The 25,132-nt window shown below is 38.2% G+C and carries 30 protein-coding genes and 1 pseudogene; 14 read left to right on the top strand and 17 right to left on the bottom strand.

The genetic code is table 11. The features are described 5' to 3' along the window. The first annotated feature begins 54 nt into the window (after nt 1-54). Nucleotides 55-1,143 (top strand): methylmalonyl Co-A mutase-associated GTPase MeaB, encoded by a 1,089-nt coding sequence (gene meaB, locus V3Z67_RS08090; protein ID WP_330442820.1) that lies wholly within the window; start codon nt 55-57, stop codon nt 1,141-1,143. Nucleotides 1,144-1,149: 6 nt separating this feature from the next. On the opposite strand, the gene V3Z67_RS08085 is transcribed toward meaB, so the two are convergent. Continuing rightward, complete coding sequence (locus V3Z67_RS08085; RefSeq protein ID WP_035132380.1) at nt 1,150-1,380, bottom strand: hypothetical protein; 231 nt, start codon at nt 1,378-1,380, stop codon at nt 1,150-1,152. A 39-nt stretch (nt 1,381-1,419) separates the two neighbouring features. Next, nucleotides 1,420-2,814 carry an MATE family efflux transporter gene (locus tag V3Z67_RS08080; RefSeq protein WP_330442819.1) on the bottom strand — a complete coding sequence of 465 codons (1,395 nt, stop codon included), beginning with the start codon at nt 2,812-2,814 and terminating at the stop codon, nt 1,420-1,422. A 169-nt stretch (nt 2,815-2,983) separates the two neighbouring features. Between V3Z67_RS08080 and V3Z67_RS08075 the strand changes: the two genes are divergently transcribed. Further along, entirely contained in the window at nt 2,984-3,487 is a 504-nt protein-coding gene (locus V3Z67_RS08075) for a hypothetical protein (RefSeq protein WP_330442818.1), read from the top strand. Nucleotides 3,488-3,565: 78 nt separating this feature from the next. Here the strand turns inward: V3Z67_RS08075 and V3Z67_RS08070 are convergent, their stop codons facing one another. Continuing rightward, nucleotides 3,566-4,444 (bottom strand): PPK2 family polyphosphate kinase, encoded by an 879-nt coding sequence (locus V3Z67_RS08070; protein WP_330442817.1) that lies wholly within the window; start codon nt 4,442-4,444, stop codon nt 3,566-3,568. A gap of 71 nt (nt 4,445-4,515) precedes the next feature. On the opposite strand from V3Z67_RS08070, the gene V3Z67_RS08065 reads away from it, so the two are divergent. The 4 genes and pseudogenes from V3Z67_RS08065 to V3Z67_RS08055 all read left to right on the top strand — a co-directional run bounded on the left by V3Z67_RS08065 (nt 4,516) and on the right by V3Z67_RS08055 (nt 9,317). Then, on the top strand, nt 4,516-5,367 hold the full coding sequence (locus V3Z67_RS08065; protein WP_330442816.1) for a DUF6929 family protein: 852 nt from the start codon (nt 4,516-4,518) through the stop codon (nt 5,365-5,367). A 163-nt stretch (nt 5,368-5,530) separates the two neighbouring features. Next, on the top strand, nt 5,531-6,049 hold the full coding sequence (locus tag V3Z67_RS08060) for an RNA polymerase sigma factor (protein WP_035132371.1): 519 nt from the start codon (nt 5,531-5,533) through the stop codon (nt 6,047-6,049). After that, a pseudogene (locus tag V3Z67_RS17455) lies at nt 6,021-6,986 on the top strand (carboxypeptidase-like regulatory domain-containing protein); the annotation flags it as partial. The gene V3Z67_RS08060 and the pseudogene V3Z67_RS17455, both read left to right, overlap by 29 nt. Before the next feature lie 51 nt (nt 6,987-7,037). Further along, entirely contained in the window at nt 7,038-9,317 is a 2,280-nt protein-coding gene (locus tag V3Z67_RS08055) for a YfbK domain-containing protein (RefSeq protein ID WP_442902263.1), read from the top strand. Nucleotides 9,318-9,351: 34 nt separating this feature from the next. On the opposite strand, the gene V3Z67_RS08050 is transcribed toward V3Z67_RS08055, so the two are convergent. Together V3Z67_RS08050 and V3Z67_RS08045 are read right to left on the bottom strand one after the other, a co-directional pair. Further along, nucleotides 9,352-10,266 carry an alpha/beta hydrolase family protein gene (locus tag V3Z67_RS08050; RefSeq protein WP_330442814.1) on the bottom strand — a complete coding sequence of 305 codons (915 nt, stop codon included), beginning with the start codon at nt 10,264-10,266 and terminating at the stop codon, nt 9,352-9,354. A 3-nt stretch (nt 10,267-10,269) separates the two neighbouring features. Next, complete coding sequence (locus V3Z67_RS08045; protein WP_330442813.1) at nt 10,270-11,901, bottom strand: ABC-F family ATP-binding cassette domain-containing protein; 1,632 nt, start codon at nt 11,899-11,901, stop codon at nt 10,270-10,272. A gap of 119 nt (nt 11,902-12,020) precedes the next feature. Between V3Z67_RS08045 and V3Z67_RS08040 the strand changes: the two genes are divergently transcribed. The 4 genes from V3Z67_RS08040 (at nt 12,021) to V3Z67_RS08025 (ending at nt 13,146) form a co-directional block, all read left to right on the top strand. Beyond that, nucleotides 12,021-12,224 carry a hypothetical protein gene (locus V3Z67_RS08040; protein ID WP_330442812.1) on the top strand — a complete coding sequence of 68 codons (204 nt, stop codon included), beginning with the start codon at nt 12,021-12,023 and terminating at the stop codon, nt 12,222-12,224. 3 nt (nt 12,225-12,227) lie between these two features. Further along, a complete protein-coding gene (locus V3Z67_RS08035) occupies nt 12,228-12,431 on the top strand; it encodes a hypothetical protein (protein WP_330442811.1) in 204 nt (67 codons plus the stop codon). A gap of 2 nt (nt 12,432-12,433) precedes the next feature. Then, a complete protein-coding gene (locus V3Z67_RS08030; protein ID WP_330122755.1) occupies nt 12,434-12,631 on the top strand; it encodes a hypothetical protein in 198 nt (65 codons plus the stop codon). A 317-nt stretch (nt 12,632-12,948) separates the two neighbouring features. Beyond that, nucleotides 12,949-13,146: a hypothetical protein gene (locus tag V3Z67_RS08025; RefSeq protein ID WP_330442810.1), complete on the top strand. Its 198-nt coding sequence runs from the start codon at nt 12,949-12,951 to the stop codon at nt 13,144-13,146. Here V3Z67_RS08025 and V3Z67_RS08020 read toward each other — a convergent pair. From V3Z67_RS08020 to V3Z67_RS07970, 11 genes are all read right to left on the bottom strand, one after another. After that, complete coding sequence (locus V3Z67_RS08020; protein ID WP_330442809.1) at nt 13,143-13,955, bottom strand: alpha/beta hydrolase; 813 nt, start codon at nt 13,953-13,955, stop codon at nt 13,143-13,145. The genes V3Z67_RS08025 and V3Z67_RS08020 overlap by 4 nt on opposite strands. Continuing rightward, on the bottom strand, nt 13,939-14,478 hold the full coding sequence (locus V3Z67_RS08015) for a GNAT family N-acetyltransferase (RefSeq protein ID WP_330442808.1): 540 nt from the start codon (nt 14,476-14,478) through the stop codon (nt 13,939-13,941). The genes V3Z67_RS08020 and V3Z67_RS08015 overlap by 17 nt, the downstream gene beginning before the upstream one ends. Nucleotides 14,479-14,485: 7 nt before the next feature. After that, on the bottom strand, nt 14,486-14,698 hold the full coding sequence (locus V3Z67_RS08010; protein ID WP_330122752.1) for a putative signal transducing protein: 213 nt from the start codon (nt 14,696-14,698) through the stop codon (nt 14,486-14,488). Between the two features lie 32 nt (nt 14,699-14,730). Then, on the bottom strand, nt 14,731-15,210 hold the full coding sequence (locus V3Z67_RS08005) for a phosphoribosylaminoimidazolesuccinocarboxamide synthase (protein WP_330442807.1): 480 nt from the start codon (nt 15,208-15,210) through the stop codon (nt 14,731-14,733). 1 nt (nt 15,211) lies between these two features. Continuing rightward, entirely contained in the window at nt 15,212-15,655 is a 444-nt protein-coding gene (locus V3Z67_RS08000; protein WP_330442806.1) for a hypothetical protein, read from the bottom strand. Nucleotides 15,656-15,660: 5 nt separating this feature from the next. Next, complete coding sequence (locus tag V3Z67_RS07995; RefSeq protein WP_330442805.1) at nt 15,661-16,296, bottom strand: DEAD/DEAH box helicase; 636 nt, start codon at nt 16,294-16,296, stop codon at nt 15,661-15,663. Nucleotides 16,297-16,330: 34 nt separating this feature from the next. Continuing rightward, nucleotides 16,331-17,494: a sigma-54-dependent transcriptional regulator gene (locus tag V3Z67_RS07990; RefSeq protein WP_330442804.1), complete on the bottom strand. Its 1,164-nt coding sequence runs from the start codon at nt 17,492-17,494 to the stop codon at nt 16,331-16,333. Between the two features lie 27 nt (nt 17,495-17,521). After that, nucleotides 17,522-18,817, bottom strand: a complete 1,296-nt coding sequence (locus V3Z67_RS07985) for an ABC transporter permease (RefSeq protein ID WP_330442803.1) — start codon at nt 18,815-18,817, stop codon at nt 17,522-17,524. Nucleotide 18,818: 1 nt separating this feature from the next. After that, the gene (locus V3Z67_RS07980; RefSeq protein ID WP_330442802.1) at nt 18,819-19,745 is read right to left on the bottom strand and encodes an ABC transporter ATP-binding protein; all 927 of its coding nucleotides are present in this window, start codon (nt 19,743-19,745) and stop codon (nt 18,819-18,821) included. Between the two features lie 84 nt (nt 19,746-19,829). Then, on the bottom strand, nt 19,830-20,177 hold the full coding sequence (locus V3Z67_RS07975) for a hypothetical protein (RefSeq protein ID WP_330442801.1): 348 nt from the start codon (nt 20,175-20,177) through the stop codon (nt 19,830-19,832). Between the two features lie 50 nt (nt 20,178-20,227). Then, complete coding sequence (locus tag V3Z67_RS07970; RefSeq protein ID WP_330442800.1) at nt 20,228-21,166, bottom strand: hypothetical protein; 939 nt, start codon at nt 21,164-21,166, stop codon at nt 20,228-20,230. A gap of 98 nt (nt 21,167-21,264) precedes the next feature. Here V3Z67_RS07970 and V3Z67_RS07965 point away from each other — a divergent pair, with 98 nt between their 5' ends. Then, the gene (locus tag V3Z67_RS07965) at nt 21,265-21,876 is read left to right on the top strand and encodes an IMPACT family protein (RefSeq protein ID WP_157483367.1); all 612 of its coding nucleotides are present in this window, start codon (nt 21,265-21,267) and stop codon (nt 21,874-21,876) included. A 47-nt stretch (nt 21,877-21,923) separates the two neighbouring features. On the opposite strand, the gene V3Z67_RS07960 is transcribed toward V3Z67_RS07965, so the two are convergent. Continuing rightward, nucleotides 21,924-22,331 carry an acyl-CoA thioesterase gene (locus V3Z67_RS07960; protein WP_035132341.1) on the bottom strand — a complete coding sequence of 136 codons (408 nt, stop codon included), beginning with the start codon at nt 22,329-22,331 and terminating at the stop codon, nt 21,924-21,926. 190 nt (nt 22,332-22,521) lie between these two features. Between V3Z67_RS07960 and dnaA the strand changes: the two genes are divergently transcribed. From dnaA to V3Z67_RS07945, 3 genes are read left to right on the top strand one after another with little or no spacing between them, the layout of a single operon-like run. After that, nucleotides 22,522-23,949: a chromosomal replication initiator protein DnaA gene (dnaA, locus tag V3Z67_RS07955; RefSeq protein ID WP_330442799.1), complete on the top strand. Its 1,428-nt coding sequence runs from the start codon at nt 22,522-22,524 to the stop codon at nt 23,947-23,949. After that, entirely contained in the window at nt 23,949-24,419 is a 471-nt protein-coding gene (locus V3Z67_RS07950) for a low molecular weight protein-tyrosine-phosphatase (protein WP_330442798.1), read from the top strand. The genes dnaA and V3Z67_RS07950 overlap by 1 nt, the downstream gene beginning before the upstream one ends. After that, nucleotides 24,416-25,132 (top strand): SAM-dependent methyltransferase, encoded by a 717-nt coding sequence (locus V3Z67_RS07945; protein ID WP_330442797.1) that lies wholly within the window; start codon nt 24,416-24,418, stop codon nt 25,130-25,132. Before V3Z67_RS07950 ends, V3Z67_RS07945 begins: the two co-directional genes overlap by 4 nt.

The following is a 25,132-nucleotide window of genomic DNA, read 5'->3' as shown; positions in this document are numbered from 1 at the left end:
TTCTTCAGTAATAAATTTAAAAAAACGTAATTTTACCCTACTAAGAAATTACACGTGAATAACCCGAAAGCCCATAAAACTGCCCTGCACGAAAAAGAAGGTGTTAACCAGCCGGAAAGCATCAGTAAATCTTCCATTGAACATATTACCAATCTTAGGAGAAAACAACCTTCTGCCAAAGAACTGTCTGACGGTATACTTAACGGAGATAAAATTGCGCTTAGCCGTGCCATTACACTTATAGAAAGTACTAACCCGTCGCATCTTGAAAAAGCTAATGAGGTTATTGCTACCTGTCTTCCACATGCAAATAAGTCGGTTAGAATAGGGATTACGGGAGTACCAGGTGTAGGGAAAAGTACATTTATAGAAGCTTTTGGTAAACACCTAACTTCACAGGAACACAAGGTTGCCGTACTCGCTGTAGACCCCAGCAGTTCGTTATCACACGGTAGTATACTGGGCGATAAAACCCGCATGGAAGAGCTAGTGAAAGACGAAAACGCCTATATACGTCCGTCAGCATCGGGTGATACACTGGGTGGTGTAGCACGCAAAACCCGCGAAGCCATTATACTTTGTGAAGCATGTGGATTTGACACTATAATAATAGAAACCGTAGGCGTTGGACAAAGTGAAACTGCCGTACACAGCATGGTTGATTTTTTCCTGCTGCTTAAAATTGCCGGAGCAGGAGATGAGCTTCAGGGCATTAAACGCGGTATTATGGAAATGGCAGATTTGATTGTAATCAATAAAGCCGATGGTGATAATATCAAAAAAGCAAAACTGGCAAAAACGGAATTCAACAGAGCTTTACACCTGTTCCCTGCAAAAACATCAGGATGGCAGCCAAAGGTGAGTACCTGTAGTGCCGTTACCCACGATGGCATAGATGATGTTTGGCAAATAATGAATGAGTATTTTTCCCTTACTAAAGAGAACAACTACTTTGAAGACAGACGCAGCGAACAAAACAGCCACTGGCTTACCGAAACTATAAACGAACAGCTTAAAAACCGTTTTTACAACAGACCCGATATTGCCGAACTGCTTAGCCAAAACAAAAAAGCGGTACAAAACAATGAAATGTCACCGTTTGCAGCCGCTCATATATTGTTGGAAAAATATTTCGGTAAATAAAGTTACCTATTCGTTTTCGTAACGTTCCATTTCCCTGTCGTAAAAATTGTTAGCCATTTCAATAAGGCCTTCCATTTCACTATTCAGTTCGTTTTCGTCTAAATCTTCCGGTTCTTCCAGGAACTCTACCTCATCATCTTTCAAATTGATAATGAATCGAGGATAGTCAAGGTGAATAATGTAAATATCTTCCGGATGATCGGTATTATCTCCCAATAAAAATTTAGGTAGTTCCATAGTATAGTTTATAAAATATAAGTCTTACAATAAATCGTTTTACACCACTTCGGCTTTGCTAACAGCATTAGCAATAAGCCTTTTGGTAAGTACGTGAAAGCGAATATACAAAAATATTGCGGCAGCTGTTAATCCTGCTAACAGTCCTATCCATATTCCGGTCGCTTTTAAAGGCGTATGTAACCCTAAATAATAAGACACCGGGAAACCAATAACCCAGTAGGCTACAAAGGTAATATAGGTAGGTATCTTTACATCCTGTAGTCCGCGGAGTGCTCCAAGCACCACTACCTGAATACCATCGGTAATCTGGAAAACGGCAGCCACCAGTAATAAGGTAGAAGCAATACTTATAACCTCACTGTTTTCAAGCGCCAGTTCGGGGTTCTTCATATTAAGGAAGAACATTGGCAAGTAGTCATGAAACAGTACAAAGAATAATGCGAACACTATTTCCAGTATAATAGCCAGCAGGAATATGGAACGCGCCACAAGTTGTAACTTTTTATAATCCTGAAGTCCTTTTTGGTTCCCTACCCTAATCATGGCTGTAACACTAAGCCCCATAGCAAACATAAATGTCATGGAAGCAAGGCTCAGCGCAATTTGGTTTGCTGCCTGACTGTTTGCCCCAATAGAGCCCGAAAGCCACACAGCACCCGTAAACAAGGCTACTTCAAACAACATTTGCATAGACGACGGTACTCCAAGCGAGGTAATCTTTTTTAGTATAGGCTTTGTAATTTCCTTAAAAGTAAAACCTTTCAAATAGGTTTGCAGTTTGGCGTTTTTATACAGACTTATATGCATATAAATAAGCATAAATATCCTTGAAACCACAGTACCCAGTGCCGCACCTATAATACCCATTTTAGGGAATATCCAAATACCATATATAAGCAGGTAGTTTACCACCACATTAATAATGTTTGAGGCTATAACGGCATACATGGCATATTTTGTAAGCGAAAGTCCGTCGGCAAACTGTTTGTATCCCTGGAATATAACCATAGGCAGTAATGAGAAAGCTACCCAGTCCACATAAGGAGCTGCAAGAGTAACCACCTCATCCGGCTGTCCCATTAAATGCATAAGCGGTTTAGCAAACCATACCACAGCAAACAGCATTATTCCAAGCATGGTACATAAAAACAGCCCGTGATGAAAAACTGTCCTTACCTTAGCAGTATCTTTTTCGGCATCACCTTCTGCAATAATAGGTGTAATTGCTGTAGAGAACCCAATCCCTACAGACATAGCCACAAACACCATACTGTTACCCAGTGAGGCAGCAGCGAGTTCGGCAGCACCGAGCTGTCCTACCATTATATTATCTATAATACCTGTAATGGTATGTCCCAGCATACCCAGTATTACCGGATAGGCCAGCCTTATGTTATAAGAGAATTCCTTTGTGTATTGCGCTAAGTTCACCGCTTCAAATTTTCTGCAAAAGTAAGAAGAACACCTAATACACTAAAAACCAACATAAAACCAATTTAAAGTTAAAAAACTAAAAATAATAACAGTTTTTAACCTTATATTAAAAATATTTTTATATTTGAAAAGTTAATTTTACTTCATAATCATAACAAATTGATATATGAAGTTGAAGAAACATTTTTTAATGGCTGTTATTCTGCTAATTACAGGAATGAGCCATGCACAACAGGTAAATGAGAACACTAATTACGACCAGGGATTCCGTTTAGGATTTGGTCTTAACGCCGGGGCAGTAACCGGAGATTATTTCAATTTTGCCTTGGGAGGCGATGCAAGGTTACAGTATGACCTTTCTCAAAAAACCTCTCTAACCCTTACAACGGGTTACACGCATCTTTTTGGAAAGGATGAAATAAAAGATCTTGGATTTATTCCTGCTAAAGCCGGTTTTAAAGCCTTTGTTTGGGGCGACCGATTTTATGTATTAGGTGAGGCAGGTGCCGGATTTGCTGTAACAAACAATTACAACGAAACCACCTTTTTATGGTCGCCGGGTATAGGGTATGCTAACAGTTTTATTGACCTTAGCCTGCGCTATGAAGGAATGAATGATTTTCATGCCGACCAGATTGCCTTTAGAGTAGCCTACGGATTTAAACTTTGAAACACCAAAATAATTAATAAATAACCTAAGTAGACCAAATTAAAGCCTGTAATGTAAAAGTTACAGGCTTTAATGTTTTTAAGGCTTTTCGTTAAGTAACTGCACCCTGTACAAGGCAATATTATCCAGTACATCATCACTTACCTCAGGCTCCTTAAAATCGTATTTTTTAAGTTCGTTAAGTATTGTTTTAGCTACAAGTAGCCTCGCAGTTTCTTTATCATCCGCAGGAATGGCAAACCACGGCGCATAAGGCTTACTGGTTTTACTTATCGCTTCCTCATAATAGGTTTGATAAGTATCCCACAATCCCCTTTCGTTTAGGTCTCCGGCAGAAAATTTCCACAGATGATCTTCCTTTTCCAGCCTACGTAACAACCTTTGCCTTTGCTCCTCTTTCCCTAAGTGCAGGAAAAATTTAAGCACTATGGTTCCGTTTTCGGCTAAATGCTGCTCAAAGTTATTAATCTGTTCAAAACGACTTTCCCAAAAGGCATCGGTTATATCTTCCTCTTTATCCACTCCGGGAAGGTTTTCGTTTAATATATAATTGGGATGCACACGGGTTACCAGTACGTTCTCATAATGCGAACGGTTAAAAACGGCAAACTTTCCTCTTTGTGGCAGGGCAATATAATGCCTCCACAAATAATCATGCTTCAATTCGTTTGATGTTGGCGTTTTAAAGCTATGCACCACCACCCCTCTGGCATTAAAGTTTTTAAACACCTCACGTATAAGGCTATCTTTACCCGCGGTATCCATACCCTGTAGGCATATCAAAACACTATAGCGGTTATTGGCATACATCTTATCCTGAAGCTTACCTAACTTTTTACTGGTTTTCTCAATTTTCTTTATTTTCTTTTTAGCTGTGAGTTCCAGTTCTATCTTTGTAGGCGCTTTGCTTATGGAAAAAGCTTCGGTTACTTTAAAATCATCGGTATTGATATCCATGCGAAGAAATATTTATCTTTATAAATGTAAGAAATTAAAAAACAACACGTTTACAACAAAAACACAAGTTTATGCAAAAATTTAAGCTGGAACTGCTGTTACACATCATAGGAATAGGCTCTGCATCAGGGTTGCTTTTTAACGACAATTCGCTATTCCTTATTTCAGACAACAGCAATATGCTGTATGAATACAACATGACCGACGAGACCACTAGCAAGGTATCGCTTGCCGACAGTACTTATACGGGTCCGCTTGAAAACATCCCTAAAAAAGACAAGCAGGACTTTGAAGCTATCACTAAACTTGACAACACCTTATATATATTTGGTTCGGGGTCTGGACTAAAGGAAAACCGAAACAACCTGGCTCATTACAACTTTAAAACTAAAACCACACAGACTCCTACCGATTTGACCGACCTTTACCTTGGCATGCAGAGTTTTGGAGAGATAAGCCCCGAAGACTTCAATATAGAAGCTGCGGTTAACGACGGAACATTATGGTACCTGTTTCAGCGTGGTAACGGACCTGCACAGCAAAACGGTCTGTTTACACTGGACGGTAATATTAACGAAATTTATTTCCAGATTATATACAACCCTATTACACTGCCAAAAATAAACGGTGCTCAGGCCAGTTTTACCGATGCCGTTAAAGTAGGTGATAAACTGTACTTTATTGCTGCTGCCGAAAAATCAGACTCCACATATCTTGATGGTGAAGTGGCAGGATCTCTTATAGGCTGTATAGATATCGAGACTGTAGAGGTTGAGTTTACCCAAATAATATCAAACAAAAATAAGTTTGAGGGTATTACTCTATACAAGGACAATGGCAAATCACTGGAATTCCTTTTGTGTGAAGACACCGATAGTGATGCAACCGAATCTGACATATATAAACTTACTATTGATAAATAGTTTTGCGTTAAGTGTTATTAGTTACGTGTTTAACTACAACATGAAACTTGAAACCTTAAACAAAAAATTACCCCCTCTCCCAACCTTTAACTGTTTTTTCTGCTCTATATAAACAAAGAGACATATTGTGATAGACGAAAAACTCATAACAGCATGCAGGAACATGCACCGAAATGCCCAAAGGCAGGTGTATGAACTTATGGCGCCCAAGCTATACCACACCTGCAAAAGGTACTTAAAGAGCGAAGAGGAAATAGAAGAGGCAGTGGCCGATGCCTTTTATACCATTTTCACAAAACTCAATCAGTTAAAAGAAGTTAAGGCTTTTGAGGCCTGGGCTAGGCGTATAGCCATAAACCAGTGTCTTTTAACATTAAAAAGGAAGGTAAACTTTAATATTTATATTGAAGACATGAGCACATCGGCAGAGCCTTCGCAAAACGAACCGGCCAGTCTCGAAGAGGAAGACCTGCTCAAATTGCTTGACTACATTCCTGAAGGTTGCCGTACGGTATTTAACCTTTTTGCCATAGAAGGTTACTCTCATAAAGAAATAGCTGCAATGCTGAATATTACAGAAGGGACTTCGAAATCACAATTAAATGTCTCCCGCAGTAAATTAAAAGATTTAATAAACAGTGTTTATTATCAAAATGAAAACAGCTATGGAAAATCAAAATAAATTAGATAATCAGTTTAAAAACGCTGCCGGAAAAGTCGAGAACAAAGGCTTTGACCGAATGGAAGCAATATGGGACAGAGTTGAAGAAAAACTAGACCACAAAAAGAAACGAAGAGGCCTTGTTTTTTGGAGATATGGCGGGATTGCTGCCATGTTGCTAATATTATTAGCAATAGGCGGGCAGTTCTTTAAGAAACACGCTAACCCTATAGAACCCGAACTAAACCCCGAAACACAGGTTACCACTATAGACCACAATAAAGTAGAGGAAACATTTAACCCAACAACAGTAAGGGATACTCAAAAAATTGAAGTGGTTGTAGGGGAAGGAAACAATACAACTTATACAATAGAAGCCGACTCCATACACTTTGACCCTGTAACGAAAAAAGTAATAGTTTGGAACTCTAAAACTGATAAGGGAGAAACAACACCTAAAAAAGATGATGTTGTATATACAGATAATACCTCCTTTACAACAGGTAAGAACAATGAGAGCCCAGACTATGAATTTAGGACAGATAAAGTAAAAATTGTACCCAGTAAGAAAGTCGTAGTAGGACATACAGTAATGTATATTGACACTTCTTCTGCCACCGCCTATAGTAACGTAGCCCTACAGGATACTGAAAACGAAAACCTGAATGAATTTATAGTTCCCGCTAAAGATAAGTACACTCATCTTAACAGCCTTTATTTTGGCAAAGACACTATAACGGGAATTGTAAGCGATGAAACGGGACCGCTTCCTTCTGTAAATGTGTATATAAAAGGTACTAATCAGGTAGTTCAAACCGATTTAGACGGTAAATACACTATTGTTGCTAAAGCTGGAGACACTTTAGACTTCGCGTTTATTGGATACAACAGCCAAACTGTAGCTGTTAATGAGAACAATAAAGAAGTAAATATACAGTTAAGCGAAGGTATACAGCTTAATGAAGTTGTTAAAGATGTGTACCGCTCTGTAACAGTGTATAAATCTGCAATGGCAGTAGCCACCACAATAGAAGGTGAGTATATAGATAACAAGGACAATGAAGCATTGGAAGAAGTTGTTGTTACTGGATACGGAACACAAAAAAGAACAAAAGAAAAAAGACGTAAAAAACGCGCAGAACAGGAAGCCACTATTGCTTTTGCAAAACGTAAATCGAGGGATGGCGACAAGCAGACTACTAGTTATGTAAGCGCTCCAAAAGGTGAACTTGACAAAGGTATTGAACCTCTTGAAGACAGAGCCAATACATCTGTAATACAATCACTACAGGAAGAAATCGCCGGACTAAACACAGCTACAGAAGGAGATCCTTCCGCAAATAGTACAATTGTACTTAGAGGCATTGGCACAATAAGCGGTAATGCAGAACCTCTTTTCATTGTAGATGGAGTACCGGTTGATGAAGCTACTTTTAGAAATCTCAATCAAAATGATATTACCAGTGCTCAAGTACTTAAAGATGCTGCGGCAACCTCAATTTACGGTAACAGGGGAGCTAATGGCGTAATTGTTATAACCACCACCAAAGGCACTACCCTTAACCTAAACACAGCCGCTTTAGACAATCAGTCGGATTCAGAGAAAAGAGCATTGTTACAGGGTGTTGTTACAACCCGCGGAAACAGTACCCCTCTTTACATCCTTGACGGCATGCCGGTAGATGAGGAAACCGTAAAAAACATGAATGTAAACGATGTGGCTAACATTAGGGTTATAAAAGATGCCGGTGCAACTTCGTTATACGGTATGAGAGGCAGTAATGGTGTTGTGGTTATCAAAACAAAACAGGGAGAATATGCCCGCGAAATTATTGAAGAAGACGAAGAGGAAAACGAACCTATAGATCCGTCTAAAATACAGGTAGACCGCGAGAGCTATAATATGTTTGAGGAAAATCAGTTTGAGAACCCTACTACAAATCCGCTTTCTACTTTCTCTATTGATGTTGATAATGCTTCTTATACCAATATAAGACGCTTTTTAAATAACAGGCAAAAAGTACCTAAAGATGCGGTTCGTGTTGAGGAAATGATAAACTTCTTTAAGTATGATTACCCTCAGCCTAAAGGCAAAGAGCCATTCTCTATCAATACAGAGTATAGTGATGCCCCTTGGAATCCTGACCACAAACTCCTTAAAATAGGATTAAAAGGTAAAGAGATACCAATGGACGAACTGCCGGCTTCTAACTTTGTATTCCTAATAGATGTAAGCGGCTCTATGAGTGACGACAATAAGTTACCATTGCTTAAACAGTCAATGAAGCTGTTGGTTAACCAAATGCGACGTGAAGATAAAATTGCAATTGTGGTATATGCAGGTGCTGCCGGACTGGTATTACCTTCAACCAACGGAAGTGAAAAAACAAAAATAATTGATGCCCTTGATGAGCTATCGGCAGGTGGCAGTACAGCAGGCGGTGAAGGTATTGAACTGGCTTACAAAACAGCACAGGAAAACTTTATTAAAGGCGGAAATAACCGTGTAATACTGGCTACCGATGGCGATTTTAACGTAGGTGACTCTTCCGACAGGGATATGCAAACCCTAATTGAAGAAAAAAGGCAAAGTGGCGTATTCCTTACCTGCCTTGGTTATGGAATGGGTAACTACAAGGATTCTAAAATGGAAATCCTGGCAGACAAGGGCAACGGCAACTATGCCTATATAGACAACATGCAGGAAGCCGATCGTTTTCTTCAAAAAGAATTTAAAGGCTCTATGTATGCTATAGCTAAGGATGTTAAAATACAAATTGAATTTAATCCTAATCATGTACAGTCGTACAGGCTTATAGGTTATGAAAACCGTAAATTAAGGGATCAGGATTTTGAAAATGATGCTATAGATGCCGGCGAACTGGGTAGCGGGCATACTGTAACGGCGTTATATGAAATAATCCCGGTTGGTGTGGAAAGTGATTACTTTACCCCTGATACAAAACTGAAGTATACCCAACAGGCAAAAGAGAAAAACAAATATAAAGACGAACTGGCAACAGTTAAGCTAAGACACAAAAAGCCTGATGGTAATAAGAGTACCGAAACAGAACTGGTTATAGAAAACAAACCTGTTGAACTTGATGAGGCTTCGGCCGACTTTAAGTTTGCCGCATCAGTAGCATGGTTTGGGCTTAAGCTAAGGGACTCTGAGCTTATACCAAGTAAATCGTCTAAAAAGATTAAGAAACTCGCTAAAGAAGGTATTAAAAACGATACTGATGGCTATAAAGCCGAGTTTATACGACTCGTAAACATGGTACAATAACAAAAAAGGCAGGATTAAATCCTGCCTTTTCGGTTTATCTTCCATGATACTTCATATCCGGTAATGGTTCGTTATTTTTAAGAAAACGATCAAACCAGCTTAGTACCATTTTATTCACTTCATTTTTGTTTTCATTAATACCGTGATCACTCCCTTCAAAAACTACAAGCCTGTAGGGTATTCTGTATTTTTCAAATTCAATAGCCAGTTTCAGGCTTTGCTCACATTTTACGCGCCAGTCGGCATTACCGTGAAGTATTAATAAGGGAACCGTTGTTGGCAATTTATCTACCCATTCAATAGCCGATCTTTTTGTAAGTTCCGCTTCTTTATTATCTACATAATTGGGAATAAGTTCGCTGTATACCTTCTCCATTTCAGGTCTTTCAAGTCCGGCTCTCATGTCAGAAAGTGCTCCACCCACAACAGCCGCCTTTATCTTATTGGTTTCTGTAAGCGCCCTTAAAGTCATCATTCCGCCCCTACTCCATCCATACAAACCTATACGAGCTGTATCTGCCTCTTTAATTTCCGCAAGTACATCAATTAAGTTAACCACATCATCAACGTCACTGCCGCCAAATTCTTCAGCCCCTTCGCTGCCACCGTTACCACGATACTGGCTGGCTATTACCACATAACCCTCTTTTGCCAGTGAACCCAAAAAGCGATATGCATAAGGCAGGATCAATTCTCCAAAATCTCTGTTGCCTCCCCTGTTAAATATAATTACCGGGTGTGGTCCCTGGGTTTTAGGCTGTACAAGATATCCGTTAACTTTTAAACTGTCACTGGCATAAGTTATACTGTAAACTTCAATACTGTCTTTATAAGATATTTTTGCGGGAGTAGTTTGCACCTCTTTTTTCAAAAGTAGCTTTTGCTGATTTTGGGCAAAAACAACAACCCCTAAAAACAATAATATTATAGTACTGAATGTTTTAACCATAGTTTACTTTTCTATTTCCCTTAGGTTTTCCATCTTTTTAAGTTCAAGGAAACCTTTAATATCTTCAAAGTGCTCTTTAACGCGTTTATTTCCAAACTCAAATACTTTAGTCACCAGTCCGTCAAGGAAATCCCTGTCGTGCGATACTAATATCAATGTACCGTCAAAAGCTTTAAGGGCATCTTTAATAATATCCTTAGTACGCATATCAAGGTGGTTAGTAGGCTCATCGAGAATAAGTACGTTAACTGGCTCAAGCAACAGCTTTATCATAGCCAAACGTGTTTTCTCTCCACCCGAAAGTACTTTTACTTTTTTGGTTGTATCATCCCCGCTAAACATAAATGCACCGAGCAGATTTTTTATCTGGGTACGGATATCACCTTCAGCAATACGGTCTATCGTTTCAAAAACAGTTAGGTTTTCATCTAAAAGCGATGCCTGATTTTGCGCAAAGTATCCTATTTGTACATTGTGACCTACTTCAAGGCTTCCTTCAAACTCAAGCTCTCCCATAATGGCTTTAATCATGGTCGATTTACCTTCACCATTTTTACCAACAAACGCCAGTTTTTGTCCGCGTTCAATAACCATCGAAGCATCTTTAAATACTACGTGGTCTCCATAAGACTTAGAAAGCTCATTTACCACCACAGGATACTGACCCGAACGTGGTGATGGCGGAAACTTAAGTCTTAGTGCCGATGTATCTACCTCATCAACTTCTACTAGCTCCAGTTTTTCGAGCATTTTAACGCGCGACTGTACCTGCAGGGTTTTAGAGTAAGTACCTTTAAAACGCTCAATGAACTCCATATTTTCAGCAATCATCTTCTGCTGTTCATCATACGCCTTTTGCTGCTGTGCACGGCGATCTTTTCTAAGTTCAAGGTAGTGCGAATATTTTGCTTTATAATCGTATATCCTTCCCATAGTAACCTCTATGGTACGGTTAGTAATATTATCTACAAAAGCCCTGTCGTGAGAAATCACGATTACCGCTTTAGCACTGTTTAAAAGGAAATCCTCCAGCCACTGTATACTCTCAATATCCATGTGGTTAGTAGGCTCGTCCAGTAGGATAAGATCAGGCTTTTGAAGTAGTATTTTAGCAAGCTCAATACGCATTCTCCAACCACCGCTAAATTCAGATGTAGGTCTTGTAAAATCAGTACGGCTAAAACCCATACCAACAAGAACCTTCTCTACTTCTGCCTCATAATTCACCTCTTCTATAGAGTAGAATTTCTCACTAAGTTCAGATACCCTTTCGATAATCTTATAGTACTCTTCAGACTCATAATCGGTACGAACAGTAAGCTCCTCATTTAAGGCATCAATCTCTTCCTTCATCTTAAAGATAGTGGCAAAAGCCTTAGATGTCTCTTCAAAAACCGTAGCATTATCTTCGGTAAGTAAATGCTGCGGAAGATAAGCTATAACAGTTCCTTTTGGTGCCGATATGGCTCCGGTTGAAGGCTTGTTAACTCCTGCTATTATTTTTAGCAATGTTGATTTTCCTGCCCCGTTTTTACCCATAAGGGCAATCTTATCTGTCTCATTTATAGAAAAAGAAACATCACTGAATAATGTGGTACCGCCAAATTGTACCGAAAGCGCATCTACAGTTATCATAGAGGTATTTTTTTGAAGCCGCAAAGATAGGATAATTAGGCAATTACACAATCAACACGTATTTTGTTTAGATTAAGAAGTTTGTATATATTTGGGTTTTACTACAAATTCACTTTACAATGAATAAAAAGCTTATAGCGGGACTTATATTTTTTGTCTTTATGTTCTCAATATCCACTTTTCTTTTCCCGGTTATTGGCATAAGCGATGAAGTATCTTTACAAAACAGAATTATTGTAGGTATACCGGTATGGATAGCTGCCAGCTTTTTTTGGGTAAAGTATTCGTTAAAAAAACAAAACACTAAAACTCCAAACCAATAACTTATGAAAAACTGGATAGTACAGGGTTCTGTATGGGCGTTAATAATGTGTCTTTTATTAGACGTAGTCTTCCCGTTAATGAGTGAAGAACCCCTTAAGCCTTTAAGAATTATAATAGGCTTTGTTGTATGGTGTATTTTTGGCTTAGGTTTTAGTTATTACAATCACAGAAAAAACAAAGGTCCTAAAAAACAAATAGACGGATAAGCATGAAAAGTTGGATGAAATTTGGGATAGGCTGGGGAATATTTATGTTCTTTTTAATGAACATAGGTTTTCCGCTATATGATGGTGTAGAAATTGACATTAAAAAATGCATTTTCATGTTTCCCTTATGGATAATATTCGGGTTACTGTTTGGCTATTTTTCAAGAAAAAAAGGACCTAAAAAACAAATAGATGAATAAATCAAAAAACTGGCTTACAGGAGCATTATGACTTTTTGTATGGATGGGGTTGTGGAAATTTATTCTGTTGCCGTTTTTAGTAAAAGTATTTGAACTTAATGATTACCTGGGGTTATATAATTTAACCGATTTGTTAGGATACCTCATAGGAGGATTTCTTTTTGCATTTATCTCTATGAAAGTCAAAAAGACTCCGGGAAACAAAAAAACTACCCTGTAAATTTACATTTAACTATTTCTTTTCCAGCCTATCATTGCTTAGCAGCAGTAATAATCGTACCTTTCTTAGTAAATTAATCCTTCAAAAATAAGAAGTCATGAAAAGATGGTTAAGATCCGGACTCGTATGGGGCGGAGTGCTTTACATTATCGCCATGATTATTTTCCCTATAATTGACGGCGAAACACTCTCCTACCACAAAATACTATTAGGCATACCTTTTTGGATAGTAGTAGGCCTAATTATAGGCTACCTGTTTGAAAAAAGAAAAAAGCATCAAAAAACAAAACATTAGTCTGCCAATATCTCTGCAAGCTTAGCTTTATAAACTTTGTTATCACCATTAATCAAATGGTCAGTCCCCTGTAATGTGGTGAGGTCTATTTTATCAGGAAATGCTTCTTTTAACTTTTCTGAATTAGAATAAGGTATTACCTTGTCCTTAGTACCGTGAAAAGTATATACAGGGCATTTTACATTCTCCAAAAACTTATAAGTTTCAAATTTATACTTCCTTAAAAATTCGGGCATAAAAGGCACTCTGCCGTCTATTACATTACTAAGGCTGTAATAAGGTGCTTTTAATATAAGTAGCTTTGGGTTGTTAAGTGATGCCAGCATGGCTGCCGACCCGGTACCTATACTATACCCCATAATAATTACCTTATCCTCGTTATACCTTTTAAGCAGCTCGGCATAGGATTTTTTTACATCGCTAAAAAACTGATCTTCACTTTCTATATAGCCTTCACTTTTACCATACCCTCTGTAATCCAGTATAAAAATATCGTAACCCAAATTAGTATAGGTAGATGCAATATCCCCCCATGAGTCGAGCGCACCACCATTGCCATGCAGGTAAAAAATAAGCCCTTTAGAATTTTCAGCTTTAAACAGTAGTCCGTTAAGCTTTATATTGTCACTCATTGAAATATAGAGTTCCTCAAATTTGCCATCAAATTTAAACTCATACTCCTGCAACAGCCTTTCTGCCGGAAATATAATTTTCTCCTGATTGAAATAGAGCAGTGTTACAGCCAGTAAATAAAGTAGAGTTAAAAAAGAAAATAGTGTAATCATTATCAGTTTAAGACTTTTCAGCATATGTATTTGGGTTTAGCATTTCATACCACACCTCTTCAACACCATCCAGATCAAAAGTTTCTATATATTGTAAGCCCGCCTTTTCCAGCACTTTGCGCGAAGCAGTATGCACAGCATCGGCATAGGCATTTATCTTTTCCAGTTTCATAACAGTAAAGCCATGCTTCACAAAGGCTTTAGCCGACTCACTTGCATATCCCTTACCCCAGTGCTTTTTAAGAAAACGATAGCCCAAGTCACAAAATATACCCCGATCTTTTAAGTTACGCTCTCTTTTAAATCCGGCCCAGCCTATAAACTCATTAGTTTCTTTAAGTACAACAGCCATGCGCCCCATACCAAAGGTTTTGTATTGCCATTGCAGGTTCTCTATAACAAGTTTTACCTCATCAATATTTTTAACGGGATTGTTGCCTAGATACAAATGCACATCAGGATCAGAGTCCATTTCAAACATGGCCTCTGCATCCGAAAGTTCAAGTTCTCTAAATAATAAGCGTTGGGTTTCTTTTACCGGAAGCATTAAAATTTTATTTAGTATAGTTTGTTATAAGTGTTTTGGCTTTATCGGCCTCATAAGCCTCCACATAGAGTTCCATAGCCTGACCAAATGAACCAAACCCTGCAAGGGTAGCCGACTGTACATTGTTTTTAACCACAGGGTTAATACCTGCCTCCTCTAATACTGCTTTTACCGGAGTTACCTCTATCTCACTACCGGAATATACTTTTACTAATGCCATAGCTTTATGTTTTTACTTAAAGATACGGCATTTTATGCAATAAGCTTTTCTTCCTGCATTATTTTAACGGCGTCCTCTGCAGCTTCATATCCTCCCGACATAGACCCCGGTAACATGACTATTCTTTTTTTAAGTTTGCCTTTCTCATCTTCAAAATCAATTAAAAAATAGGCCCTGGTTAAAGCTGTTGCTTTTTTAAACGTAACTGCTTTTATTTTATTTCTTGGTATTACAGGAGTAGCCGAATTGTTAACACTTTTAAGCAATGCAAAAAACAATAACACCGCAATTGCTAAATGAAATATAGCTCTCACCATATCACCTATAGCGTACAGTGTTACTACTTTATAAATAAGATAAACTAAAAAAAGTGAATATAAAACCATGCTTCTTACCATTGTATTACCAACGGCAATTTTTGATATTTCACCTAAAACTCCATCTCTTGTAAGGACTATATTGTCTGGAAGCACATGACAATAACCTGTTTTGGTTTTAAACTTCTTATCCATTTTAAGTTAAATTATTATTGCTAAGACTTCTCTTAAAATTAAGTACGGCATTATAATCTTCAAGTCCTAAAACTAGCGTAAGATTATCAAAATCAAACTTCCCTGCTTTATGATAAGCGATAAGCTGTTCTTTTATACTTCGTATTTCATAACGTTCAACCAAAGCAAAGTAATACGTCTCTTTATTTCCGTCAGTCAATAGCAACTCTACTACATTGTTATCACCCTGTGTTATGTTACCTCCGTCATTCCGTCCAAAATAATCATGAAATACAGGAATCCTTATTTGTTGCAATTCGACAAGAAGAATATCCCTACCCGCTACTACTATTTTATCATTATGAAAAACAATTTCCCCAAGCGGAGCTTTTTGCCCTTTCCGCCTTAAAAAACCGAAAAGGCCCGAAGCCTTTTCTATATATTCATAAATCTTAAATGTGTTCATCGTTACTAATTCTCATCAGCTTCTTCCTCATCATCAAACTCAAAGAAATAAGGCTCAACCATAATCCTGTCGGCCAGTATCTCTACCCTTTCTGTAATCACATCGGTAAAAAAGATACGTTGTACCTTGGCTATACTATTAGAAATCCTGCTAATTTTCGGCTCCAGTCGGTTTTTAAGTAATATCTCAGTATCATCTACTATAAACATTTTAAGCTGGTTTACATCAAAGCCGGCGCCACCAAACATATCATTCAGTTTATTTGGTGTACCAATAAGCACATCAACACCTACAGATATCTGGTTTTTATCCTCGTCAATATCACTCTTGTCATACACACCATAAACCCTCAAATTGGTATACTTCCCCAGTACCTCAAACATCTCCTGCATTTCCTGAACTTTTTCCTTATCCTGAACCACAATAAGGGCACGCGGAGACTGCTCAAACGCTTTTTGAAGCTTTTGGATTACATTAATAACAATAGTTGTGGTTTTACTTCCTCCATCTGGCATGGCAAGCACACAATCGGCGCCACTCTTAATAGTACCAAAACTTTCTTTTTGCAGTTGGGTAGGCTCGGTAAAACCTGCCAGCTCCACTCCCTGCGCGAGTTTGTCGTATATCTTCTTTAAAAACATAATATCGTTGACCAACAGTTATGGTCCGTCATTTTTATTTACTTGCAAAAAGTTTTACATCATTTTCAGAGATCTCTCCTCCGCCTAAAATAATAAGGCGCTCTACCACATTACGCAGCTCACGGATGTTACCCGTCCAGTCGTACTCCTGTAGTAGTTTCACTGCTGAATCTGAGAACGACTTTGGAGCCGTACCCTGCTCTGCAGCAATTTTACCGGCAAAATGGTTTATCAGTTCCGGAATATCGTCCCTCCTGTCGTTAAGCGCCGGGACCTTAATTAAAATTACAGCTAAACGGTGGTATAAATCCTCACGGAAGCGACCTTCTTCAATTTCCTTTTTAAGATCTTTATTAGTCGCAGCTACAACACGAACATTAACTTTAATATCCTTTTCGGCACCTACCCTCTGTATCATGTTTTCCTGAAGCGCACGCAACACCTTTGCCTGTGCAGGCAGACTCATATCCCCTATCTCATCAAGGAAAATAGTTCCTTTATCAGCAGCTTCAAACTTACCTGCCCTGTCTTTCACAGCACTGGTAAATGCTCCTTTAACATGACCGAAAAGTTCGCTTTCAATAAGCTCGCTTGGTATAGCCGCACAGTTCACCTCAATAAAGGGAGAAGCACTACGCTCGCTCTTTTCATGCAGCCAGTGTGCTACAAGTTCCTTACCTGTACCATTTGGCCCTGTAATAAGTACGCGGGCATCTGTTGGGGCAACCTTCTCTATAATATCCTTAATAAGGTTTATAGGTTCGCTGTTCCCTATCATTTCATAGTTCTTGCTTACTTTCTTTTTAAGCCTTTTATTTTCTACTACCAGTGTTTTTCTGTCGAGCGCATTACGTACAGTATTAAGCAGGCGGTTTAAATCAGGCGGTTTTGAAATGTAATCAAATGCTCCCAAACGCATGGTTTGAACAGCAGTTTCTAAATCACCGTGACCGGATATCATTACAAACGGAATTTCGGGCTTAATCTTTTTCACCTCTTCCAGCACTTCAACCCCATCCATTTTAGGCATTTTTATATCACAAAGCACCAGGTCAAAATCATTTTCTTTAATTTTTTCTATACCCTGCTGCCCGTCTTCGGCTTCTTCAATTTTATACGAATCGTTCTCCTCTGCCAGTATTTTTGACAATACCCTGCGGATAGCCGCTTCGTCTTCTATAATAAGTATTTTAGACATACTCTCGTTGATTGTTTGATTTTAAAATTAATATTTAAGCCACTTAAATATTTCTTTATAGCTTGGTTTCTTACCATACATAAGTATACCAATGCGGTATATTTTTGAGGCGAACCATACCACTGCAAAAAAGGTTCCAAAAAGAATAAGCAGTGAAACTATTATTTGCCACATAGGTACTCCAAAAGGTATACGCATAAGCATTACAATAGGCGATGTTAACGGTATCATGGAGAATACGGTTGCCACAGTACCATGCGGATCGCTTATAACCGTAAATATACCCACATAAACCCCAAGCATTAACGGCATTATTATAGGCAGTAAAAACTGTTGAGAATCGGTCTCACTATCTACAGCAGCACCAATTGCAGCATAAAAACTACTGTAGAGAAAGTACCCTCCTATAAAATACAGTAAAAACGAAATAAATATGGTAGTAAGAGGAAGCTTTGTAAACTCTGACAGATATATTTGTACACTACTCATTGCTTCTTGTGTTGCCGCTGCTGCTTCAGGTTGAGCTGCTGCCCCTCCCATTTGCACTCCAAATACCATGTTAAGTACAAAAAACAGGGTTAAACCCAATATAGCCCATATTAAAAATTGTAATATTCCTGCAAGTGAAGTACCTATAATTTTACCCATCATTAGCTGGAATGGCTTAACCGATGATATGATGATTTCTATAATACGATTGGTTTTCTCTTCGATAACGCTTCGCATTACCATGTTACCATATATAATTACAAACATCATTATAAGGTAGCCCGATAAACCTCCCAAAGCTATTTTAAGTATACTTCCTTCCTTAAATGTCTCTTCACCGCTAAACTTACTCAGGTGTATATTTGATTTTGTTTTAGCCTTCTCTATTTTATCAGAATCAAAACCAAGCTGTTTTAAATTGTATTTGGTAAGCTTACTATTTACCACGCCTTCAATCTCAGAAACATATTCAAGGTTTGGTGTTTCGTTAGTAATATACTCTACCTTATTGGCAAGCTGTGGCAGGCTGTCTACCTGAGGAACATAAATAAGTCCCAAATAACCTTCAGACGCTTTTTCTTTTGCTTTCTCCAGCGGCATACCAGACAGGTCAGTATATACCGTATAATCTGTATTTTCGAAATCCGACTTCAGTAAACCGGCTTTATCATAAACAGCAACCTTATTAACCTCGTCACCATTTACACTCGCCAGATAACCTACCAGGCACCCCATTGCCACAACAAGCAACGGACTCAAAAAAGTCATTACTATAAACGACTTATTACGTACCTTGGCATTAAACTCTCTTTTTATAATAAGGGATAGGCTCATATTATTTCTGACTTACGGTTTGAATAAAAATATCGTTAACACTAGGTATCTTCTCTACGAAATAAGTTACCTCCCCGTGCTGCATAAGGTACTGCATTAAATCACGCGGAGAACCTCCCTGTGGCAGGGTAACAGCCAGTTTAAGTTCGTCGTCAAGCGTTTTAAAATCGGCTTTCTCTGTTTTAAATTTCGTATTAATATCGGCCAGTAACTGCTGGAAATTATAGGGTGCAATCCCCACATCAAAAGTATTTGTTCTGTACTGCTTTTTCACATCGTGCAGTTTACCCTCAATAAGTTTATTGGATTTATGGATAAGCGCAATATGATCACACATCTCCTCCACGCTTTCCATCCTATGGGTAGAAAATATAACTGTTGCCCCCTTATCACGAAGCTCCAATATCTCATCTTTAATAAGGTTAGCATTAACAGGGTCAAAGCCGCTAAACGGCTCATCAAATATTAACAGTTTAGGTTGGTGCAGCACCGTAACCACAAACTGAATTTTTTGTGCCATACCTTTAGAAAGTTCCTGAATTTTTTTATTCCACCAGCCTTTTATTTCCAGTTTATCAAACCAGTATTCCAGCTGCTTTTTTGCTTCCTCTTTGGAAATCCCTTTAAGCTGTGCCAGGTACAGTGCCTGCTCACCAACTTTCATGGTTTTGTATAGCCCTCTTTCTTCAGGCATGTAACCTATGTGGGCAACATGTTCCGGCTTTAGTTTTTCTCCGTCGAGTAAAATCTCACCGCTATCGGGCATTGTAATTTGGTTAATAATTCTTATAAGTGAGGTTTTCCCGGCGCCATTAGGACCTAAAAGTCCGTAAATACTACCTCTGGGAACATTAAGGGAAACGCTGTTTAAAGCTGTATAATCACCATACTGCTTAACAACATTATTTACTTTTAAAATTGAATCCATCTAATTTGATTGTGATGACGTAAAAGTAAAAATTATATAGCGGATACCGAAAAAAATAAAACAGATACCGAAATAGTAAACAATTTAACCCGTAAAGAGCGTTAACAACAACGAAACTATTATAAAAACTACCACTACTATAATCGACACTTTTATATAAAATCGGGTTAGTAGTATAGGCTCGGAAACACTTACCAACTCTTTATCTGCCGAAACAACCCTTATCCGGCAACTGCGGTAAGCATCTTCAACAAGATCTGAATCTTCTTCCCTAAAAAAATACCTTATGTCATTTTCGGGCATCGAATAACTCTCATCAAAATGAAACTCTATTTCCATTGACAGCAGTTTGGATTCAAACCTTATTTTATCCCTCAACGGGATACACAGCCAGAAATAATCATTGTTACTTTTAATATGAGCTATCCTCATTGAGAATTATTTTTTACTTACTAATACAAAAAACAAAGGCTTACATCAAACTAACCCTCTGCAATCATTTCAATAGCCATTCTTGGAGACGGAACCGAAGTACAAACCCTTGGATCCATTATATTTCCGCCAAATCCTGTTTCCTCATCACTCACCTTATCTTTTATATTTATCAGTTGCTTTATATATTTTTTATCGCCCGAAGCTATAAGCCCCTCTATACCCATAACTTTTGAAAAAGAACTCTTATCTTCCTGCTGAATATAACTGATAATATATTTTTTTGCTTCAGAAGTGTTTTGCACCCCCATACAACGCATTGCTGATATTTGGGAATGATAATTTTCAGACTCGGCAAACTTTTTAAGCGTATCAAAATCAACCGGAATATTTAACAGATAAGCCGTTTCCAAAGCTACATGCTGATTAAAAAACAAATCAAGTTCATCCTCCTCAAAGCCGGCAACCGGTTTTGAAAGATATTCCTCTATAAACTTTTTAACTTCAACATCATTTACTTTTTTGTTATGATAATAGTTCCAAATTTGGGAATAAGTCATTTCATACACTTTAGGATCAACAGCTGCCTGATGATAGGTATGCCTGTAAGTTGCATGTACAGAACCATCGACAATTATATCAAAACCTGACGATGGAGTTGGTATCATATAATTACCGTTATCACCTTTCTTTAAAAAGAAATACCCTTCATCACCTTCTTTAAAATGAAGTTCAGGCCCATGCCCTCCGCTCATACTACATAACTCCAACATAAAAAAGCCGTCTATTTTAATCTGACCTGTCAAAACCCTCCCAAAAGACTTCACAACATTTACAGTAACAACGGTATCGTTAACCTTAATAACACTCCCGTAAACAAAACAGTCAGACTTTTGGATAATCTCTTTTTGCCATGGTTCATCCCATGTGGTTGCATTAACAATAAACGAGGTAAAAAGAACAAGTAAAAAGGTAAGATGATTTTTCATAATTAAATTAAGTTAGTTACACACAAGTATACTCAATTTTACCATGGTTTGCAATTCCGTTTTATATAAAATACCTTTGCAGCCAATTAGCTAATCTCTTGGAAAAAGATACCTACAAAACACTCGCAGCCCCATCGGAAGAAACACTTTTCAAAGAAAAGAACAGTAAGTTCTTCGGTTACGCTTTTCCCGTAACCAGTGAAGACGAGGTAAAATCCATACTGGAAAACATTAAAAAGCAACACCATTCGGCACGTCACTGGTGTTACGCCTTCCAACTGGGTACTGATGAGAAAAAACTATACTATCGCGCTAACGACGACGGCGAACCTAACAATAGCGCAGGAATGCCTATATACGGACAGATACAATCGTTTGACGTTACCAATGTACTGGTTATATCGGTTAGGTATTTTGGCGGAGTAAAACTTGGAGTGGGCGGACTGATAACAGCTTACCGTACTTCGGCACAAATGGCACTGGAAGCATCAGAGATAATAGAGAAAACAATTGATGTTCATTACCAAATTAAGTTTGGCTACCATAATATGAACAAGGTTATGCGCGTTATTAAAGAAAAGAACCTTGACATAGTCGCTCAAAAAATGGAGATGGACTGTGAAGTAACGATAAGTACCCGAATGAAAAATGCCCCAATGGTATTTGAGGCATTTAACAGTTTATACGAGATAGAAATCAAGGAAGTCTGACTTAGGTTTTGCAGTTTGTGTGTAATTTAACAATCTGTTAAATTTAGTTAATTTTTAACTAATTCCATTTTCTCTGCAACATAATCGGGAGGAGTAACAGGACGCCCTGTTTTCATGTCTACAAACACTAAAACTGAGTTGCCTGTTGTTAATAACTCACCTGCCTCATTTAGGATTTCGTAGTCAAATTCTATCTTCACAGACTCCTGTTTTTTGAAGATGGTACGAACTGTTAACAAATCATCATATCGGGCTGGTTTTTTGTAATTCATTAACAAGGAGACAACAGGTAACATAACACCGTTTTGCTCCATAAACTTATACGTAAGACCCAGATTTCTAAGCCATTCCACTCGTCCCATCTCAAAGTATTGGGCGTAGTTGCCATGATAAACAACACCCATCTGATCGGTTTCAGCATACCTGACTCTTACACTAAATTCATGAATTTTCATATTTTTTTACTGTTAATTTTGTTTTAATTTTTATTTAAATTCGCTTACAATATTTTTTTAGAAAAATCAATACACAAACTATTTTTTTTTAAAAAAAAATGTTCACATATTTGTTCTCCCGTAGAGGAGTAAAATTCTCTGTTTTTTCTTTTGCAAAACAACCAATATTAAACATTTAATTTTCAGATATATGACTAAAACTGCGCAATCGGTATGGGAGAACTGTCTGGCATTCATAAAAGACAATATTCAGGAGCAGGCTTACAAAACCTGGTTTGAGCCGATTAGAGCAGTAGAACTGGCTGATAATTCTCTATACATACAGGTGCCCAGTAAATTCTTTTACGAATGGCTGGAAGAACACTATGTAAAACTGCTTAAGGTTGCCCTTACAAAAGAACTTGGAAACGGTGCAAAGTTACTCTATAAAATTAAAATGGAGAACACTTATGGTAACAAACAACCGTTCACTGAACAGTTACCAAGTGCTAACCGTATTCCTGTAAAACCACAGGAAGTAGATGTACCGTTACAAAACAAAAACCCTGAACTTAAAAACCCATTTGTTATACCGGGAATACGAAATGTAAAAATCGAATCCCAGCTTAACTCAAACTATAGCTTTGACAACTTCCTTGAAGGTGACTCAAACAGGTTAGCACGTTCGGCAGGTATGGCTGTGGCAAATAAGCCGGGGGGAACTTCATTCAATCCGCTACTAATATTTGGCGGTGTAGGTTTGGGTAAAACCCACCTTGCACACGCTATTGGTGTGGAGATAAAAGAGAAATTCCCAGAGAAAACAGTTTTATACATTTCTGCAGAGATTTTCACACAACAGTACATAGACTCTGTTAAACGAAACACAAGAAACGACTTTATCCATTTTTACCAGTTAATAGATGTACTTATTATAGATGATGTACAGTTCTTATCGGGCAAAACAGGAACACAGGACGTTTTCTTCCACATATTTAACCACCTGCACCAAAACGGAAAACAGGTTATCCTTACTTCAGATAAGGCTCCTGTAGACATGCAGGATATTGAGCAAAGGCTTTTATCCCGTTTCAAATGGGGACTATCTGCCGAGCTTCACCAACCGGATTATGAAACAAGGATCTCTATCCTTAAAAACATACTATACCGTGACGGTGTGGAGATACCGGAAGAAATTGTGGAATATGTTGCTAAAAACATCAAATCAAACGTTCGTGAACTTGAAGGCGCTATCATATCATTAATAGCACAATCATCTTTCAATAAGCGCGAAGTAACTATCGACCTTGCAAAGCAGGTAGTGGAAAAGTTTGTAAAGAATGTAAAACGAGAAATATCTATAGACTACATTCAAAAAGTAGTTTCAGATTATTTCCAGTTGGATATAGACACACTGCAGTCAAAAACCAGAAAACGCCACGTAGTACAGGCGCGTCAGTTAGCTATGTTCTTTGCTAAAAAGTTCACTAAGGCATCACTGGCAAACATCGGCTCTCAAATTGGAGACCGTGACCACGCCACAGTATTACACGCATGTAAAACGGTTGACAACCTAGTTTCTACAGACAAGCAGTTCCGTAAATTTGTTGACGATATCAACAAAAAATTATCGATATAATGCCCGTTAAAGTTTTAATGGTTTGCCTGGGAAACATTTGCCGTTCTCCCCTAGCTGAAGGTATTTTACAATCTAAGTTGCCATCAGACAAATTCATAGTAGATTCTGCCGGAACAGGCGGATGGCATGCAGGCGAATTGCCGGACAAACGTTCGGTCGCAACTGCCAGAGAACGCGGATTGGATATTACCCACCAAAGGGCGCGTCAGTTTAAGGTAAGCGACTTTACCGAGTTTGACCATATTTTTGTTATGGACACCTCTAACCTTAAAGATGTTTTAAAACTTGCCCCAAATGATAAGGCTAAAACCAAAGTAAGCCTTATGATGGATGCATTACATCCGGGAGAAAGCATTAATGTACCCGACCCTTATTACGGAGGACCTGAAGGTTTTGACAATGTATATGATATGCTTGACGAGGCCTGCCAGATTGTAGCCAATAAACTTATTAACGATAATACCCGATGAAAACAATAGGAAAACTATACCTGTTACCTGTACCTCTTGGCCCTGACGCCAAACCAAAAGAAGTGCTTCCGGAAACGGTAGAGCGATCTGTTGAATTTATCGACCATTATATTGTGGAAAACGAAAAAACGGCACGCCGTTTTATCAAAGCCATACTACCTACTAAAAAACAACCTGAACTAAAGCTTTCTCTACTTAATAAGCGTACCGAAGCTCATGAATATGATAACTTCCTAAAGCCTTGTTTTGAAGGCTTTAACGTAGGTTTGATGAGTGAAGCCGGATGCCCTGGCGTAGCCGATCCCGGTGCTGTTGTTGTTAAACTGGCACATGAAAAAGGAATACAGGTAATACCACTTGTTGGTCCGTCATCCATACTGCTTGCCATGATGGCATCAGGTATGAACGGTCAAAGCTTCGCGTTTAACGGCTACCTTCCTATTGACAAAGGTGAAAAGAAAAATGCACTTAAAAACTACGAAAGGCTTTCTAACGAGAAAAGTCAGTCTCAGCTTTTTATTGAAACACCTTACAGAAACAATAAACTTATTGAAGACATACTGCAAATCCTGCAACCGTCTACTCATTTATGTATCGCCTGTGATATTACCTTACCTACAGAGTACATAAAAACAAAAACGGTAGCGCAATGGAAAAAAGAAAAGCCCGACCTGCATAACAGACCGAGCATTTTTATAATTCATAAGTTTTAG

Origin of the sequence: Flavobacterium sp. C4GT6, assembly GCF_036347315.1 — a bacterium.
Taxonomy (GTDB): domain Bacteria; phylum Bacteroidota; class Bacteroidia; order Flavobacteriales; family Flavobacteriaceae; genus Flavobacterium.
This window is presented reverse-complemented; position numbering and strand designations above follow the sequence as displayed.